Here is a 17465-nt window from a genome sequence, read left to right on the forward strand (position 1 = left end):
TTTTTTGGTTTTGCCAGCACGCGAAGGCACATGGCACACGCTGCCTGTCCCCGTGGTGGTTTCCGCATACCATCTGCGGAAAAGGTAAGCCCCTGCGGCCGGGAGTTGCGCATCGGCCTGTGTTCAGCAATAATTGATATTAATTCTCATTTGCTGTTGAACATCTCCCATTGAGCCACGCCTCCTCTCTTCTTGAAAATCTTTATGTCCATCATCATGGCTGGCTGCAGGGGTGGTTGCGCCGTCGCCTGGGCAATGGCGCCGATGCCGCAGACCTTGCACATGACACCTTTGTCAGACTGATCAGCGGTCGCACGCAGCGGCGTTTTGACAGCGTGGCAGAGGCGAGAGCCTATCTGCGCACCACGGCCCAGCATTTATGCATCAACCTGTGGCGGCGGCAGGAAATCGAAAAAGCCTGGCTGGACACACTGGCCAGCATGCCGCTAGCGAACCACCCTTCGGCCGAACGTCAGGCCATGGTTCTGCAGGCGCTGGAAGAGGTTCTGACCATGTTGCACCAGTTGTCCCCCAAAGCGGCCCGTGCCTTCACCCTCGCCGTGATCTGCGAGATGACGGACGATGAGGTTGGGCTGGAGCTGGGCGTCTCTGGCCGCATGGTGCGCAAGTATGTCGCACAAGCCATGCTGGGCTGCCTGAGCTTGCGCGCCCGGCAAACTGCAACCGAATTAAGCCATGAGCCCGCTGCCTGACGGGCCGCTACCAGCACTGCACCGCAAGATGAGTCGCATCACCTCCAGCTCCTTGAGTCCAGAACCTTCTCACACCATACTGACGCAGGCTGCCGAGTGGTATGCCCGCCTGCGCGATGGCAAAGCCAGCCGACATGATTATGCGAGCTGGCAAACCTGGCTAGACGCCGCCGAGGAGCACCGGACTGCCTGGCGTTATGTGGAAGAAATCAGTCGCGGAATGGACCCTCTGCGTCATATCGCAGATCCGCGCCGGGCGGCAAATGCGCTCAATGCAGCCAATGCCAGCTTGCATGCCCGGCGCCGCGTGCTGGCAAGCATAGCGGCACTGGTCGGCGGGGGTATGCTCGGCTGGTTGGGCTGGCGCGAAGCCCGGCTGCCATCAAGCCTGCTAGCGTGGACAGCAGATCACCACACCAGCACCGGCGAGCAGCGCGCACTCACCCTGGCCGATGGCTCCCGCCTGTGGCTCAATACCGCCAGTGCCATCAATCTGGACTTCAACGCCCGTGAACGCCGCATTACCCTGCTGGCAGGTGAAACCTTCATTGAAACGGCTCCGGATAGCGCACGTCCTTTCCTGGTAGAAACCATGCATGGTCGGCTGCGGGCCTTGGGCACCCGTTTCAATGTGCGCCTCAATGCAGCCAACACCCGGCTGGATGTCTATGACGGCGCCGTGGAAATACGAACCTCTTCCAACGGCATCACGCGCCTGGTGGCAGCAGGGCAGCAGTCCTTTTTCGATACGGGTCATATCACGTCTCCCAAGCCCGCCGATATGGCGCGTGAAGCCTGGATACAGGGCACCCTGGTCGCGGATAACATCGCGCTACGCGAGGTCGTCGATGAATTGCGTCGCTACCGACCGGGCCATTTGGGGGTGGCAGATGCCGTGGCCAACCTCAAGGTTTATGGCAACTTCCCCATACAGGACACCGACCGTGCGCTGCACATGCTGGCAAGCGCGCTCCCCATCCAGATCCAGCAGCCTCTTCCCTGGTGGACCACACTGGAAGCCCTTCCCTGAAAAAATCCTGATTAAGCGGTTCCGGGTTTTGCCCGCTCATTGGTTTAACAATGCAAGAAGACACCATGACCGTTAAACCCGCCAAGCCGGCGTGACGCAGACCGGGCCTCGCCCGCTGCCCATCCCGGTAGCCAGACAGTTCGTGTGATGAGGGTCTTCGTTTTATTGACCCTATTCCAGAGGAAATCCATTGATGTCTCACCATCCGAAACCCAACACGCTTCCTGCTGCTGCATCCTTGCCCGCCGTTCGGCCATTGGCCATGGCGATTCATTTACTCCTGCTGGGAAGCACATTTGCCGAGGTCGCCTGGCTACCCACTGCACAGGCACAAACCCCAGCGGCAACCCAGAGCGTGCGTCGTTATGACATTCCGGCAGGTCCGCTCAGCAGCGTGCTGATCCGGTTCTCGCGTGAATCCGGTATTTATCTGGCAGGCGCGGGCGAAGCCGCCGCAGGCAAGACCAGTGCCGGACTCAAGGGGAGTTATGCCGTGCAGGAAGGCCTGGCCGCGCTGCTGGCAGGAACCGGACTTGAGGCATACCAGCAGGCAGATGGCAGCTATGGCATGCGCGTCGCCGCCAAGGCAGAGGGCGCGGCGGATGCAAGCGTGTCAACGCTTCCGCTAGTGTCGGTCACGGCCAGCGCCGAGCCGGCGGCAAGCCTACCGCCACCGTATGCTGGTGGCCAGGTGGCCCGTGGCAGCCGACTAGGCTTGCTCGGCAATAAAGAGGTGATGGATACGCCATTCAACACCACCAGTTACACCGCCGAGCTGATGGAAAACCAGCAGGCGATCACCGCCGCGGATGTGATGCTCAACGACCCTTCCGTGCGCACCGTGTCTTACAGCCTGACCAACGCAGCTGCCGGAGGGGATATCTTCCTGATCCGCGGGTTTTCGGTTCAGGATTCCGTTCTGTTTGACGGCATCAGCGGTATCGCATCCAACCGGGCAGCACCTGTCGAAATGGCAGAACGCATCGAAGTGCTGAAGGGGCCAAGTGCCTTGCTGAATGGCATGGCACCGGGCGCCGGAGGGGCCGTGGGCGGCACCATCAATATGGTACCCAAGCGGGCGGATGACAAACCCCTGACGCGACTGACAGCCACCTATATGTCCAATAGCAACTTCGGTGGCCATGTCGATATTGGACGTCGCTTTGGCGAAGATAATGCCTGGGGCATCCGCTTCAATGGCGTATATCGCGATGGTAAAAACGCTACCGCCGGGCAATCGGTTGAACTGGGCGCAGCCACCATCGGCATTGATTACCGCGGCAATCGTCTGCGGGCATCGCTGGATGCCGGGCACCAGACCATGAACAACGAAGCTCCTCAGGGCGCCGCTGGTTTCGGCATTGCCGACGGCATCACCATCCCCTCTCCGCCTAGCGCCAAAAAACGGATTGCCCAGGATTGGGAATATGCCAACTCCAAAAGCAATTATCTGCTGGCAAAAGCCGAGTATGACCTCACCCCGGCCTGGACTCTCTACGGCGCGGCTGGCGGCAGCAACACCACCTCCAGTTATCTTTCCACCGATGTCAGCGTGGCCGATACCCAGGGCAATGCCCAGGCCACCATATATTACTGGCCGAACTGGACCAATTACCGCACCGCACAGGGCGGCGTGCGTGGCAATTTCAGCACGGGTGCCATCCAGCATCAGCTGAACATCAACGCCAACTATGTGATGAAAGATAGCGGCTATACGGCCGACTATTATGGCTTCAGCAGTTTTGCCACGAATATCTACAACCAAACTAGCATTAGCCGCCCATCGACGGCCAGTATGGACTCGCACCCGGCCAAGACCAATCGCCTGCAGCTGCCCTCATTGGCGGTAGCCGACACCATGGCATTTCTTGATGACCGCCTCGCCATCACGCTGGGGGGACGCTACCAACGGGTGCAAGTGATTGACTACGACACCACCACGGGGGAAAGCAACACAGCCTATGACGAACATGCCCTGACCCCGGTATTGGCGGCGGTGATCAAACCCGGTGCAAACTGGTCGATCTACAGCAATTACATTGAAGGGCTGACGCAAGGCGACACCGCGCCCATTGGCACCACCAATGCAGGCAAGGTGTTTCCCCCGGTCAAAACCAAGCAACACGAAGTCGGGGTGAAATACGATTTTGGCCGCTTCACCACCTCGCTAAGCACCTTCCAGATTGAAAAACCAAGCGGGCTGACGGTTTCCAATGGCGACGGCACCTCGACCTATCAGGTAGGGGGAGAACAACGCAATCGCGGTATTGAGCTGAATGTTTTCGGCGAGGTTCAGGGAGTGCGGCTGCTGGGCGGGGCGACTTACATCCAACCCAAACTCACGCATGCCAGCAGCGATGCGTATGACGGCAACACCGCACCGAATGTATCGCGCTGGCAGCTAAACCTGGGCAGCGAATATGATCTTTCGCTGCTGCCAGGCATGACACTCACTGCCCGCATGATGTCGACCAGCGCCCAGTATCTGGATGAAGCCAATACACGCAGCATTCCAGGCTGGACACGCTGGGACATCGGTGCCCGCTACAAGACAGAAGCCACAGGGCGACCCCTGGTCATCCGGGCAGGGATCAACAATCTGTTTGGGCGCGACTACTGGGCCAGCAGCACCGGAAACTGGCTTTATCTTGGCCAGCCACGCACAGTGATGATTTCGGCGACGATGGACTTCTAGTCGGCGAGACCATACTTCCTGACCCCCATACAAGCCTTGGCCTGACAAGCTTGCATGGGGATTTTAGCTTCAAGTCTGACTACCCGGCATGATCCAGCCATACAGCGACTTCCCCGCTTCGCCGACAGGACACTGACAGGTCGGCACCACGCCAGGTATTTCAAATTCATAACTGATCAGCAAGCTGCCCGGCCGCATCTCCTCACTCGCCTTTTGCCAAAGCGCGGGCATGGCCGCGGGTGACAGATAGGCAAACACCACATCAAACTCCTGAAAATCCAGCTTGTGGTAATTGCCCAGCACAAAGCGGGCAGAGGATTTACGCCAGCGGGCCCGCACATGGCTTATCAACCATGGCAGCGGCGCCACTTCAATGCCGAGCATCTGGCAGTCGGGTCTTACCCTGGCAATATGCATGGCCATGTCCCCGAGCCCGCTGCCTATATCAATCATGCGCAAGCCCTGCCGCGCCGGCATCCATGCCAGCACTTGCTGCCACACCGCCGGAAAGGAGGGGTAAAACGGTACCTGCGTGCGAAATGTGGTCCAGAACAGCATCAGGCTGAATAAAAACCCTGTCAGATACACCCAGTTGGGGAGATGCAGCTGCACCATGAGCCAAGCGATCAGCGGAAAAAAGAGATGGATGAGGCGCCACCACGAGGCCATGCCCCAGAGTCGAGCCAATAAATAAGCCCCCACCGCTTGTATGAGCACCAGCAACCAGAACGGATAAACGCGCCCGGTGAGCTGGCCAAACAGCAAGGCAATAAGCACATTGATGCCCAGCATGCCCAGCTGTATCAGCAAGGCGCGAGTGGCAGGCAATAAATGGCGGGATGCAGATGGTTTATGCAAGATAACCACCTGTAGCAAAAGAAAATATCAACGATAGGCAACCATGGATATCACCACTGTGGCGATGGTGGGCATGGAGGACTGGATGATGCGCAGACCGAAACGGACATGCGATGGCAGGCCGATCGTGCGCTGATGACGCAGCGCTTTTCGCGCCGTAATTCTTGTAAACCAACATACCCCCAATAAGCGCCAACCCATTGACTGGCGCCTGCTCATCAGGGGGTGACGCTAATGTAATCCCCGCTGCGATTCCGCTTGGTGCATCAGGCGGCAGCCATTTCCCTGGTTTTTTTGGTTTTGCCAGCACGCGAAGGCACATGGCACAAGCTGCAGGCAAAGTGCTGATTCAGATCATACACATTCACCACAAAGTGGCCGCCGCAGCAACTGCAGGCTTGCAGCTTGAGCATCTTGCTCTCGACAAATCTTACCAGAGTCCAAGCGCGGGTGAGCGACAGCACGGCAGTTTCTGGATCTTCGGTACCGGTTTCATCCAGATACAGTTGATAGGCCTTGATTACAGCGGTTATGCCGTTCACATCCGTATGCTCCCGCATGAAATTGTAGATATTCAGGAACATGGAAGAGTGAATATTCGGCTGCCAGGTCAGGAACCAGTCGGTGGAAAATGGCAGCATGCCCTTGGGTGGCGATACGCCTTTCAGTTCCTTGTACAACTTGATCAGGCGCTCACGGGACAAGGTCGTCTGCGATTCCAGCAGTTGCAACCGTGCGCCCAGCGTGATCAGCTGTATCGCCAACTGGATTTGTTGTGCTTCATTAACTACGCTTTTCTTTTCCATGATAATGCCTGCCTTCTTGATCAATTTGCCGGAACGGCGCTATCCAAAACCTAAGCCATTGCCTCTGGCGACTGGCCTGCCATCAGGATGGCGGCATGCGCGCTGGCAAGGTGTCGATCCTTGGTATAGCTGGTCAGCATATTGAGAATGGCGCAGTCGTCGAAGCGAAAGCGGGCCAGCATCATGTTAGTGCTGGAGAGTTTGAGAAGTTGGGCAGTGGTCAGGCTTTCCAGAACATCAGCGATTTCTTTGCTGACGCCCAGACGGAAGATGGCGGAAGCCTTGTCGGAGCGTATCATTTGCTGGGCCAGCATCAGGTAGCTCAGGTTGGCATCTTTGATGTCAGACATCATGTCTTTTTCAGTCATTTTGGGTCCCTCGTGTGTGTGTGCGCTGTGTGTGGGGCGCGTGAGACGTACTTTGAACCCAAAGGGATTCTGGCATAACTGGAGTCTGTCGGTTTTTTGCGTAAGACGCGAAGGCGCGCAAATGTAGGCGTTTGTCTTACAAACGCCTACATCCGGCTGGGATACTTAACTGATTTTTCACTTAAACCCTTAAAAATCAAAGAGCTAAGTGTTACCACTTTACTACACACATTGGGTAGGCGCTAAAAGCAGCCTGACACACACACGATTTACTACACACACATCCATTACGGCACGCCTGAGAAAAACTTTAGCGCTTACCCGAAATGCATCATAAACAATTTCATAAGTTGTTGTTTATAAAAAACTTAATTTTTACACAACCTTACACAAGTTTACGACTGTCAGATTTGTTAAAGCCACACACCCCAACAAATCAATTACCACACACACTACTGGACTACACACAAAGGATTTATCGGCCCGACTTTTAAAAACTTTAGGGATTTTTTAAAAAAATTAGAATTAAATCGATAACTCATTGTTTCAATTAATCTAATTTTATTAAAAACCCCTAAAGCCAGGCTGCTGCTACACACACCAACTTACGCACTACGCGCCGCCAACCCCTTGAAGACGCATTAATCCGTATCACACAAATGGTCTATCGGCTGGCTTGAGGAAAACTTTAGGAGTTTTTTAAGTTTTTTTAATTAACTCGATATCCGATTGTTTTGTAAAGATTTTTATTTTTAATTTTTTTAAGACATTCCCCTAAATCCTCTTTTTCAAGACATTCTCATGGCAATTAGGCATGGGTTTACCCCTTTTATTCATGAAATGCTCCCAGGGGTCGGCCACTGATAATGTGCTCCATGTCAGCGGGACCGCACATCCCCATCACACACACGGCACACAGGATACGAAATGGCTGAAGACAGCGATTTGGAAAAGACAGAACCGGCGACGCCCAAGCGCCTCGAAAAGGCGCGCGAAGAAGGTAATGTCCCCCGCTCACGCGAGTTCGTGACCTGTGCCATGCTGCTGGCTGCCGGGATGGGCATCGCCATGATGAGTTCGCAGTTTGGTGATGCGCTCAAACATAATATAAGTGGCAGCCTGCATTTTGAGCGAGCCCTTGCCTATGACAGCAACCTGCTGTTCCTCAAGATAGCGGACGGTATATATAGTCTGCTGATCGCTTTTGCCCCCCTGGCCGGTCTGTTGTTTGTCATGGCCATCGCCGCCCCCATCATTATCGGTGGCTGGAATTTCAGCAACCAGGCCTTCGTTCCCAAATTCAACCGCCTCAACCCCATGAGCGGCCTGGGCAACATGGTGTCGAAAAACGCCCTGGCTGAATTGCTGAAAGCCTCCGGCAAGGCACTGCTGGTCGGAACCGTGTCCTACTTTGTCGTCATGCACGATGTAGACTCCATACTCTCCCTGGCTCTGCTGCCGCTCAATACCAGCATTGGTGAAGTAGAAGACATGCTGTTGAAAAGCTTCTTCTTTATCGTCAGTGCATTGATTCTGATCGCCGCGATCGACGTGCCTTTTCAGTTAAAGACCTATGCCGACAAACTGAAAATGACCAAGGAAGAAGTCAAGCAGGAAGCCAAGGAGTCCGAAGGCAACCCGCAAATCAAGGCCCGCATCCGTCAGCAACAGCGTGAAATTGCCCGCCGCCGCATGATGTCGGAAATTCCAAAAGCCGATGTGGTGATTACCAACCCTACCCACTATGCCGTCGCCATCCAATATAAGGAGTTGGGCATGCGTGCGCCGACGGTGATTGCCAAAGGGGCGGATGCCGTGGCGTTGAAAATTCGCGAGATTGCCGCCGAGCACAGCATCATGACGCTGGAGTCGCCCAAACTGGCACGTGCGCTGTATGCACATACCGAATTAGGGGATGAAATTCCATCCGCCCTTTACTCTGCCGTGGCAGAGGTATTGGCTTATGTCTTTCAAATGCGGGTATTCAACAAGCATGGCGGTCGCCATCCGGAAAAACCCCAGAATCTGGAAGTGCCGGATGACCTTGATCCCCATAGCAAGCTGAGCAAGGTGGTCGCCTGATGAATGCGCTCGCATTGAGAAAGATTCTGGGCAATATGGGTGGCGCCTCGGTGGCCGCTCCCCTGATTATCGTCATGCTGCTGGCGATGATGATATTGCCTCTGCCTGCGATTGCCCTGGATGTGCTGTTCAGCTTTAACATCGCCCTGTCCATCATGGTGCTGATGATCGGTCTGCAGACATCAAAACCGCTTGATTTCATCGCCTTCCCCACGGTGCTGCTGGTGACTACCATGCTGCGCCTGTCCTTGAATGTGGCATCCACCCGCGTTGTGCTGACAGAAGGTCACTCCGGGCCAGATGCTGCGGGCAAGGTGATTGAAGCTTTCGGTCACTTCCTGATTGGCGGCAACTACACGGTCGGTATCGTGGTGTTCGTCATCCTGACCATCATCAACTTTACCGTGGTGACCAAAGGTGCAGGCCGGATTGCCGAAGTGGGCGCCCGGTTTACCCTGGATGCCATGCCAGGCAAACAGATGGCGATTGATGCCGACTTGAATGCCGGTCTGATCGGCGAAGATGAAGCCCGCAGCCGCCGTGCCGAAATTGGCCAGGAAGCCGAGTTCTACGGCGCCATGGACGGTGCCAGCAAATATGTACGGGGCGATGCAATCGCTGGCATTCTGGTCACGGTCATCAATATCGTCGGCGGCCTGATCGTCGGCATGGTGCAGCACGACATGGCATTTGCCGACGCCATCAAGAATTACACCCTGCTGGCGATTGGTGATGGCCTGGTAGCGCAGATTCCATCCCTGGTCATTTCGGTCGCTGCCGGTGTGGTGGTATCGCGCGTGGCCAATACCGAAGACGTGGGCACACAACTGGTGACTCAGCTGTTCTCCAACCCCAAAGTGATTTACCTGACCGCCGGGATTATCGGCAGCATGGGCGCCATTCCCGGCATGCCGCACTTTGCGTTTCTGGTACTGGCTGCCATTTTGTCCGGCATTGCCTATTTTGTGTCGGAACAGAAAAAGCGCGTGGCCGCCCCGGCCGTTGAAAAAGCACCAGCCCCTACCGGCGAGCCTGAAGAAGCCAGCTGGAGCGATGTCGTGCCAGTGGATGTCATCGGCCTTGAAGTGGGCTATCGCCTGATTCCGCTGGTCGATAAAGCCCAGGGCGGCGACCTCTTGAAACGCATCAAGGGCCTGCGCAAGAAATTCGCACAGGAAGTCGGCTTTCTCGCCCCTACCGTCCATATTCGCGACAATCTGGAACTGCGTCCTTCCGGCTACCGCATCATTCTGAAAGGTGTGGAAGTGGGCAGCGGCGAATCCAACCATGGGCAATTTCTGGCGATCAACCCTGGCATGGTCAGCGGCACTCTGCCCGGCACTGCCACCACCGACCCGGCCTTTGGCCTGCCCGCCATCTGGGTGGAATCCGCAGTACGTGATCAGGCACAGGCCATGGGCTACACCGTGGTGGATGCCAGCACCGTGGTGGCTACCCACCTGAACCACATCATCACCACCAATGCCGCTGACTTGCTGGGTCGCCAGGAAGTCCAGCAGCTGCTCGACCATATCGGCAAAGATTCGCCAAAACTGGTCGAAGACCTGGTGCCCAAGCAATTGCCGCTGTCCGTGGTACAGAAGGTATTGCAGAACCTGCTGACCGAGGGCGTGCATATCCGCGACATGCGCACCATCGTCGAAACCTTGTCCGAATACGCTTCACGTACGCAGGATCCAAGCGAGCTCACCGCCTTTGTCCGCGTTCAGCTGGGCCGCGCTATCGTGCAGCAGCTGTTCCCTACCGGCAATGAAGTCTCCGTCATGGCGCTGGATAACCAGCTGGAACGCCTGCTGATGCAAGCGCTGACCAGCAGCAATGCCGGCGGCGCTGCCATTGAGCCTGGCTTGGCCGAAACCCTGTCCAGACAGGCCGAGGCCGCCACCCGCAAGCAAGAGCAGATGGGCATGACGCCTGTGCTGCTGGTACCAGGCCCACTGCGTTCGGCCCTGTCAAAATTCCTGCGCCGTGCTATTCCGCATCTTCGTGTGCTGTCGCATGAAGAGCTTCCTGATTCAAAAACTATCCGTGTCACTAGCCTTATTGGAGGTCAAGCATGAACATCAAACGCTTTTTCGCATCGAGTTCCCGCGAAGCATTAGCCATGGTCCGTAAAAGCCTGGGTGAAGATGCCGTTATCCTGTCTAACCGTGCCGTCAACGGTGGTAACGAGATCCTGGCCTTCAAGGAAGAAGACATGGCCTCTTTCATGTCCGATGATGCCCCGGTGCAAGGCAGCAAGCGCCGTGCAGCGCCCGCCATGGAGCCCCTGCAACCAGTGCAGGCGCGCCCCGCCGCTCGCCAGGCACGTCCGCCTGTGCGTCAGGCCGCGCCCGAAGCCGAACCTTATCGCGCCGTGCGTACCGAGCCTGCACCTACCACCACGGCACGCCCCAAGGTGACCACCACCCCAGCACAAGCAGCCGCGCCACAGTCCAACAAGCAGATCAACGACATGCTGAACGAGATCCGCAATATGCGCAGCGTGATCGAATCGCAACTGGTGGAAATCTCCTGGGGTAATATCCAGCATCGCGACCCGGTCAAATCCAACACATTGAATATGCTGCTGTCCGCAGGCTTCAGTGCTGCGCTGTCGCGCCAGATTGCCGAAAACATGCCAGACCATCGCACCAGCGCTGAAGCCAATGCCTGGGTGCAATCGATTCTGGAAAAAAACCTGCAAGCCATCCCCAATGAAGATGAAATCCTCAATCGCGGTGGCGTGTTTGCCCTGATCGGGCCAACTGGTGTGGGCAAGACCACCACCACCGCCAAGCTGGCCGCGCGCTTTGTCATGAAGCATGGCCCTGGCAAGCTGGGCCTGATCACGACCGATGCCTACCGGATTGGCGGTCATGAGCAATTGCGCATCTACGGCAAGATTCTGGGCGTGATGGTGCATGCGGTGAAAGACGAAGCCGACCTGAAAATTGCCCTGGAAGAGCTCAAGGGCAAGCACACCATTCTGATCGACACCGTGGGCGTCAGCCAGAAAGACCGCATGGTGGCCGAACAGATCGCCATGTTGTCCAGCACCCGCCAGCCGATCAAGAAGCTGTTGTGCCTCAACGCCACCAACACCGGCGAAACGCTGACCGATGTGGTGCGTGCCTACAAGGTCAAACAGCTGGATGGTTGCATCATCACCAAGCTGGACGAAGCCGCCACCATTGGCAGCGCGCTGGATGTGATCATCCGCGAAAAACTGCGCCTGTATTACGTGGCCAATGGCCAGCGCGTGCCGGAAGACCTGCATGTGGCCAATAAAAAGCTGCTGATCCATCGCGCCTTCCGCGCGGGCGCGCAGAACACGTCGTCCTTCCAGTTCAAGCATAACGAACTGCCATTCCTGATGGGCAATACCTCGCCAGTGGCCACCAAACTGAGCATGGGAGCCGATCATGTCTAGTTTCCGCGAAGATCAAGCCGCCGGTCTGCGTCGCATCATGTCCGGCCCCCGGCCCCGTATCGTGTCGGTGTTATCCGCCATGCCGGGCAATGCCCAGGCCAGACTGATCAAGAATCTCGGTGCGTCGATTCAGGATGATGGCAACAATGTCATCATCGTGCATGCCACCGCCAATACTGGCGATGCCCTGACGCATTACAAGCTGGGCAATACCCCCAGCCTGCTGGAAGTTGCCAATCAGCGCGTGCCTTTGAACAAGGCGATCAAGTTTTCCGAACAGGGTTATCGCATCAGCCGCCTGCTGCCCAAGCAGGGCAGCATGCAGTTCCAGCAGGCAGAAGGCCTGCAGCTGGATCGCATTTTCGGCAAGCTGGCGCAGGAATATGACATCGTGCTGGTCGATACTGTTTTAAATAATAACGCTCTGCCATTACAATCGCTCAACGATGGCGAAATTGTGATCCAACTCACGCGTGATCCGGAGTCGATCAAGCAGGCCTACATCCTCATCAAGCAGGTATGCAGCCAGTTGGGACGACGCTCTTTCGGTATTGTGGTGAGCAACGCCAGTCAGGCGCAGGCCATGCTGGTGTTTGAGAACATTGCCCAGGTAGCACGCCGCTTCATGCAAATAGACCTGGAGTTCATGGGTGCCATCCCGGCCGATGAGCACCTGAGCCGGGCGGAAAAACTGGGGCGTGTGGTCATTGATGCATTTCCAATGGCACAAGCCTCGGCCGCCTTCAAGGCACTGGCACGCAAACTGGATTACCGGCAGGCGATTCTGGCCGAGATACAGCGAACATCGGTCACGCTGTAAGCCAGCACACAATACGCAGGGCAAGACAATGCCGCAGCCCCGGCTCAACAACGGCTGCATATACCGGAATGGTATGCGCAGCCGCGGGTGGGCTGGCGCTCGCGCGGCACGGGTGTAGAATGTGGGCAAGCAATGCTTGTGATACGTCTCACACCATTAAACGACAAGGTGCCCAAGCAAGGAAAGTATGTATACGGCAACGGGAAAACCCAATCAGAAAGATAGTCTGCTGCACCAGCATGCCACGCTGGTCAAGAAGCTGGCCTATCAGCTGAAGGCCAAGCTGCCACCCAGCGTAGAGCTGGACGACCTGGTGCAGGCCGGGATGATGGGCCTGCTCGATGCGATCAATCGCTATGAAGATACGCATGGTGCGCAGTTTGAAACTTACGCGGCCCAACGCATACGCGGCGCCATGATAGATGAGCTGCGCAATGCCGACTGGCTGCCGCGCAGTATCCGCAAGAACATGCGCGATGTGGAAGGTGCCATTAACCAGCTGGAACAAGTGCTGGGGCGCCCGCCAACAGAAGGGGAAGTCGCCAAGCAACTCAAGATGTCACTGGATGACTATTACGACATGCTGGGCGAATGCAGTGGCCACCAGTTGCTGTATTACGAGGATTTTCATGAATCCGAAGGGGGCGATCACTTTCTGGATCGCTTTCTGCAAGATGATTCGGGCAACCCGATCAAAGGCCTTCTCGATAGCAATTTCCGGGAAACCCTGATTGAGGCCATTGAAAACCTGCCCGAGCGCGAACAGATTTTGATGGGCCTGTATTACGAACAGGAACTTAACCTGAAGGAAATTGGCGCGGTGATGAATGTCTCCGAATCACGTGTTTGCCAGTTGCATAGTCAAGCCATTGCTCGATTACGCGCTTACATGAAAGAGCAATTATGGACTGGGGCAGCCTAGGAGGCATCCTACTCGCCGTTTTCGGCATCCTGTTAGGGCAAGCGATTGAAGGCGGGCAGATTGCCTCACTGATTCAGCCCGCGGCTTTCCTGATCGTGGTTTTCGGCACCTTTGGCGCGGTATTGCTGCAAAGCAAGCCTGCCAACTTCAAGCTGGGACTCATGCTGTTGCGCTGGATAGTGCAACCGCCGATCGATGACAGAAAAGAACTCAGTCGCCGCATCATAGGCTGGAGCCACACCGCCCGCCGCGATGGCCTGCTCAAGCTCGAAGCCCAGCTCTACAACGAAACCGACCCCTTTATCAAAAAAGGCTTGCGCCTCTTGATTGACGGCATTGCCGCTGACAAGATCCGCGAAATCTGCGCCATTGATATCTACTATTACGAAAGCCAGTACCGTAGCGCCGCCAAAATCTGGGATTCTGCCGGAGGGTATGCCCCTACCATCGGTATTCTGGGCGCGGTGCTGGGCCTGATCCATGTCATGGAAAACCTGTCCGACCCCAGCCGTCTGGGCAGTGGCATTGCCGTTGCGTTTGTAGCCACAATATATGGCGTGGGCCTCGCCAATATCGTGTTCCTGCCCATAGGCAGCAAGCTCAAGGCTTACGTTACACAAGAAGCGAGCCGGCGCGAAATGCTCATGAATGCCTGGGTCTCCATCGCGCAAGGCGACCATACGCGCGTGGTGGAAGAGCGCCTCAACAGCTACATGCGTTGATACGGACCCCTATCCATGCGCAGAAGACAGGTAGAGGAAGACGAGGACAACAAGGAGCGCTGGATGGTGTCCTATGCGGATTTCATCACCCTGCTGTTTGCGTTTTTTGTGGTCATGTACGCCATTTCCTCGGTCAATCAGGGCAAGTATGAACAGCTGACATCGTCACTGGGCACCGCCTTCACTGGCGAAAACACGCCTCAGCTCAACAATCCGCCCGATGGCAATAACGAGCATGCCAATATCAAGGGCTTGTATGGGCAGCCATCATTCATACGCCCACTGGAGCTCTCCCGCCGCAACGACAAGCAGCGCCGCGAACGCGAAGCCATGACCGCCATGGCCAATAATCTGGCCAACCATCTGGCCCCCATGGTGCTGGAGGGCAAGATCAAGGTCATGCAGAACAACCGTGGCGTGCGGGTGGACATACACGACAGCCTGCTGTTTGCGCCCGGCGCCTCCGAACTGCAGCCCATCGCCAGTGGTCCGCTCAATGAGATCGCCCAAGCCCTGAAAACCAATAATCATGCGATTCAAGTGGAAGGCCACACCGATAATGTGCCCATCCATAATGACAAGTTCTACTCCAACTGGGAGCTGTCGGCCATGCGCGCCAGCAGCGTGGTGCGCATGCTGCAGGATAGCGGCCTGGATGAGAAACGCCTGAGCGCCGTGGGCTTTGGCGCCTCGCAACCGCTGGAGGACAACAGCACGCCACTGGGCCGGGCGCGTAATCGGCGCGTTTCCATCATGATTCTTTATGACTCGCTGATGCCCAATCAGACGGATGTTTCCGAGATCGTGCCCGATACCCCGACCATCATCCGGCCAACGGTAGCACCGCCAGATACTCCCTCGTCAGTAGCGACTCCGGCATCTGCGCCAACCAAGTCTGACGCGGCAACGCCCCGCCCCCCAGCGCCTGCCAGCAGCAAACCTGCCGCCAACTAGCCTCCGCCCACGGCTCAGCTAGCCGCAGCCCCCGAATTCTGCCATTATTCAAGGCTTCTCTTACCACCATGAGGCCTGTACATGAGCTCAAGTTCTCGCCTGCGCTGGGGCATTCTGGGTGCTGCCAGAGTCAACGAACGTCTGCTGCCAGCCATCGTCGCTGCACCCAATGCCGAGCTGGTGGCGATTGCCAGCCGCCGTCCTGATGCCGCAGCAGAAACCCTGAAAAAATATGCGCCTAGTACGCCAGGCGTATCGTTTTACCCCACACTGGAAGCCCTGCTGGAAGATGAGCGCGTAGAAGCTGTTTATCTGCCGATGGCCAATGACGAACATGCCGAATGGGCATTGAAAGCGCTCGCCGCCGGCAAGCATGTGCTGATCGAAAAACCCATGGCACTCACAGTGGAAGATATCAACGCCATTGAGGCCGCCGCCCAAGCCAAAAACCTCAAGGTAATGGAAGGCTTCATGTATCGCTTTCACCCGCAGCACCAGCGGGTGCAGGAGATTGTGGCCAGTGGTGTGCTGGGTGACATTCGCTACGCGCACGCCAGCTTTTCATTCATGATGCGCCCTGCGCGGCTGTACCGTCTGGCAAAAGATACCGCCAATGGCGGCGGTGCCATGTGGGATGTCGGGCCATATGCCATCCACACCTTGCGCCACTGCTTTGGCAGCGAACCCATTGCCGTTTCGGCCATGGCCAAATACGCCGAAAGTGGCGCCGACATTGCTACCAGCGGCATCCTGGATTTTGGCGATGGCAAACGCGGGCATTTTGATGTGAGCTTTGAGTGCAGCCGCCAGTCCGAATACCGCATTGTCGGCAACAAAGGCTCGCTGATCTGCCATACGGTGTGGCAACTGCCGGGCACCAGCGATGTGCCGTTGATCAGCTGGTGGACCGATGACGGCCAAAAACATGTGGAAACCTACGCGCCCAGCAACCATTTCAATCTGGAAATCGCCCATTTCAGCGACTGTGTACTCAACGATAAAACCCCACTGCTCAGCTTGCAGGATGCCAAAGCCAATTGCCGCACGATTGTCGCCTCGCTTGAAGCCGCCGCCAGTGGGCGCACCGTCAGCATTGCCGGTCAGTAAGCGAAGGAAGCCCTGCAATGGATAGCCTGCTGAACGAAGTCATGAACACCATCATGGCCGAATTTTCCGACCTGCCCAACGGTGCCGAGGTCACGCGCGTGGTTCTGCGTCTAGGCATTGCCGCGATGCTGGGTGGGCTTTTAGGCTACGAACGTGAATTCCGCGGCAAGGCCGCCGGCATGCGCACGCACATGCTGGTGGCGCTGGGCGCGGCCATGTTTGTGCTGGTGCCGATACAGGCCGGGCTCACCGACGCCGAAATCAGCCGCGTGGTACAAGGCGTGATTGCAGGGGTAGGTTTCCTGTGTGCGGGCACCATCATCAAGCATGGGCACGATGGCGAAGTGCATGGCCTCACCACCGCTGCAGGCTTGTGGATGACGGCGGCCATTGGCGTCGCCGCTGGCTTGGGACGCGAATCCACGGCTATCCTGAGCGCCATCCTAGCCTATGCGATCCTGCATATCGTGCCCAAGCTAGCCCACCGCTATTACCATGCGCAAGAAAGCAGCAAAGATGACAGTGACCATGCGCCCTAAGCCTTGCATCACATCGTCCTAGCGTAAAAGATTTAGTACTGGAGATTACATATCCCAACGACCTCAGGAGTGGTCATTCGCCCTTAAGGGCAATTTCCTGATCAATTAATCCGCTGCATCATCGGTTTCCCTTCTTGCCCGGACCCGATGTGATGCTTTCCTCGCTGCTCTCCTCCCGTCGCCTGCTGACCCTGCAATGTCCCGCGCTCGATAAGATCCTGCCTGATGGGTTGGAGCCCGTCCGCCTGCAAGGGCGGGAGGGCATCAACACCCTGTTTGACTACCAGCTCACCGTGCGTAGCCGTTTGGGGGAAGTCGGCAGTGATCTGGACGTTGGTCCGCTGATGGGTCAAGTATTGACCTGCGGCATCAGCCTCGAAGGCCACGGCCAGTTCCTGCCCGGCGCGCTGGGCGAT

The 17465-nt window shown here is 56.7% G+C and carries 16 protein-coding genes; 13 read left to right on the plus strand and 3 right to left on the minus strand.

The features are described from left to right. Window positions 1–170: 170 nt before the first annotated feature. The 3 genes from LG203_RS09560 to LG203_RS09570 all read left to right on the plus strand — a co-directional run bounded on the left by LG203_RS09560 (window position 171) and on the right by LG203_RS09570 (window position 4438). Window positions 171–713, plus strand: coding sequence for a sigma-70 family RNA polymerase sigma factor (locus LG203_RS09560; RefSeq protein ID WP_230345559.1), 543 nt, complete (start codon window positions 171–173; stop codon window positions 711–713). Further along, window positions 697–1743 (plus strand): FecR family protein, encoded by a 1047-nt coding sequence (locus tag LG203_RS09565; RefSeq protein ID WP_230345560.1) that lies wholly within the window; start codon window positions 697–699, stop codon window positions 1741–1743. The genes LG203_RS09560 and LG203_RS09565 overlap by 17 nt, the downstream gene beginning before the upstream one ends. 193 nt (window positions 1744–1936) lie before the next feature. After that, window positions 1937–4438 (plus strand): TonB-dependent receptor, encoded by a 2502-nt coding sequence (locus LG203_RS09570; protein ID WP_230345561.1) that lies wholly within the window; start codon window positions 1937–1939, stop codon window positions 4436–4438. Between the two features lie 69 nt (window positions 4439–4507). Here the strand turns inward: LG203_RS09570 and LG203_RS09575 are convergent, their stop codons facing one another. The 3 genes from LG203_RS09575 to flhD form a co-directional block, all read right to left on the minus strand. Then, window positions 4508–5296: a class I SAM-dependent methyltransferase gene (locus tag LG203_RS09575; RefSeq protein WP_230345562.1), complete on the minus strand. Its 789-nt coding sequence runs from the start codon at window positions 5294–5296 to the stop codon at window positions 4508–4510. Window positions 5297–5562: 266 nt separating this feature from the next. Continuing rightward, window positions 5563–6102 carry a flagellar transcriptional regulator FlhC gene (gene flhC / locus LG203_RS09580; protein WP_013441637.1) on the minus strand — a complete coding sequence of 180 codons (540 nt, stop codon included), beginning with the start codon at window positions 6100–6102 and terminating at the stop codon, window positions 5563–5565. A gap of 50 nt (window positions 6103–6152) precedes the next feature. Beyond that, window positions 6153–6470: a flagellar transcriptional regulator FlhD gene (flhD, locus tag LG203_RS09585; RefSeq protein ID WP_230337742.1), complete on the minus strand. Its 318-nt coding sequence runs from the start codon at window positions 6468–6470 to the stop codon at window positions 6153–6155. Between the two features lie 927 nt (window positions 6471–7397). Between flhD and flhB the strand changes: the two genes are divergently transcribed. From flhB to LG203_RS09635, 10 genes are all read left to right on the plus strand, one after another. Beyond that, the gene (gene flhB / locus LG203_RS09590; RefSeq protein ID WP_230345563.1) at window positions 7398–8552 is read left to right on the plus strand and encodes a flagellar biosynthesis protein FlhB; all 1155 of its coding nucleotides are present in this window, start codon (window positions 7398–7400) and stop codon (window positions 8550–8552) included. Next, window positions 8552–10633, plus strand: coding sequence for a flagellar biosynthesis protein FlhA (flhA, locus tag LG203_RS09595; protein WP_230345564.1), 2082 nt, complete (start codon window positions 8552–8554; stop codon window positions 10631–10633). The genes flhB and flhA overlap by 1 nt, the downstream gene beginning before the upstream one ends. Further along, on the plus strand, window positions 10630–11985 hold the full coding sequence (flhF, locus tag LG203_RS09600) for a flagellar biosynthesis protein FlhF (RefSeq protein ID WP_230345565.1): 1356 nt from the start codon (window positions 10630–10632) through the stop codon (window positions 11983–11985). Before flhA ends, flhF begins: the two co-directional genes overlap by 4 nt. Further along, window positions 11978–12805 carry a MinD/ParA family ATP-binding protein gene (locus tag LG203_RS09605; protein ID WP_230345566.1) on the plus strand — a complete coding sequence of 276 codons (828 nt, stop codon included), beginning with the start codon at window positions 11978–11980 and terminating at the stop codon, window positions 12803–12805. Before flhF ends, LG203_RS09605 begins: the two co-directional genes overlap by 8 nt. A 187-nt stretch (window positions 12806–12992) precedes the next feature. Next, a complete protein-coding gene (locus LG203_RS09610; RefSeq protein WP_013441630.1) occupies window positions 12993–13727 on the plus strand; it encodes an RNA polymerase sigma factor FliA in 735 nt (244 codons plus the stop codon). Next, window positions 13709–14449, plus strand: coding sequence for a flagellar motor protein (locus LG203_RS09615; protein ID WP_230345567.1), 741 nt, complete (start codon window positions 13709–13711; stop codon window positions 14447–14449). The genes LG203_RS09610 and LG203_RS09615 overlap by 19 nt, the downstream gene beginning before the upstream one ends. Before the next feature lie 15 nt (window positions 14450–14464). Next, on the plus strand, window positions 14465–15403 hold the full coding sequence (motD, locus tag LG203_RS09620) for a flagellar motor protein MotD (protein WP_230345568.1): 939 nt from the start codon (window positions 14465–14467) through the stop codon (window positions 15401–15403). A gap of 81 nt (window positions 15404–15484) precedes the next feature. Continuing rightward, window positions 15485–16510, plus strand: coding sequence for a Gfo/Idh/MocA family protein (locus LG203_RS09625; RefSeq protein ID WP_230345569.1), 1026 nt, complete (start codon window positions 15485–15487; stop codon window positions 16508–16510). Window positions 16511–16527: 17 nt separating this feature from the next. Next, the gene (locus LG203_RS09630) at window positions 16528–17049 is read left to right on the plus strand and encodes an MgtC/SapB family protein (RefSeq protein ID WP_230345570.1); all 522 of its coding nucleotides are present in this window, start codon (window positions 16528–16530) and stop codon (window positions 17047–17049) included. A gap of 152 nt (window positions 17050–17201) precedes the next feature. After that, window positions 17202–17465, plus strand: a 264-nt coding sequence (locus tag LG203_RS09635) for a hypothetical protein (protein WP_230345571.1), incomplete at its 3' end; no start/stop codon positions are given.

This window comes from Methylovorus mays, assembly GCF_020531915.1.
Taxonomy (GTDB): Bacteria; Pseudomonadota; Gammaproteobacteria; order Burkholderiales; family Methylophilaceae; genus Methylovorus; species Methylovorus mays.

Coding starts and splice junctions, on each gene's coding strand:
- LG203_RS09615 (WP_230345567.1), top strand. CDS start 13,709: ATGGACTGGGGCAGCCTAGGAGGCATCCTACTCGCCGTTTTCGGCATC.
- LG203_RS09625 (WP_230345569.1), top strand. CDS start 15,485: ATGAGCTCAAGTTCTCGCCTGCGCTGGGGCATTCTGGGTGCTGCCAGA.
- LG203_RS09610 (WP_013441630.1), top strand. CDS start 12,993: ATGTATACGGCAACGGGAAAACCCAATCAGAAAGATAGTCTGCTGCAC.
- flhA (WP_230345564.1), top strand. CDS start 8,552: ATGAATGCGCTCGCATTGAGAAAGATTCTGGGCAATATGGGTGGCGCC.
- LG203_RS09570 (WP_230345561.1), top strand. CDS start 1,937: ATGTCTCACCATCCGAAACCCAACACGCTTCCTGCTGCTGCATCCTTG.
- motD (WP_230345568.1), top strand. CDS start 14,465: ATGCGCAGAAGACAGGTAGAGGAAGACGAGGACAACAAGGAGCGCTGG.
- flhB (WP_230345563.1), top strand. CDS start 7,398: ATGGCTGAAGACAGCGATTTGGAAAAGACAGAACCGGCGACGCCCAAG.
- LG203_RS09605 (WP_230345566.1), top strand. CDS start 11,978: ATGTCTAGTTTCCGCGAAGATCAAGCCGCCGGTCTGCGTCGCATCATG.
- LG203_RS09565 (WP_230345560.1), top strand. CDS start 697: ATGAGCCCGCTGCCTGACGGGCCGCTACCAGCACTGCACCGCAAGATG.
- LG203_RS09630 (WP_230345570.1), top strand. CDS start 16,528: ATGGATAGCCTGCTGAACGAAGTCATGAACACCATCATGGCCGAATTT.
- flhF (WP_230345565.1), top strand. CDS start 10,630: ATGAACATCAAACGCTTTTTCGCATCGAGTTCCCGCGAAGCATTAGCC.
- flhC (WP_013441637.1), bottom strand. CDS start 6,102: ATGGAAAAGAAAAGCGTAGTTAATGAAGCACAACAAATCCAGTTGGCG.
- flhD (WP_230337742.1), bottom strand. CDS start 6,470: ATGACTGAAAAAGACATGATGTCTGACATCAAAGATGCCAACCTGAGC.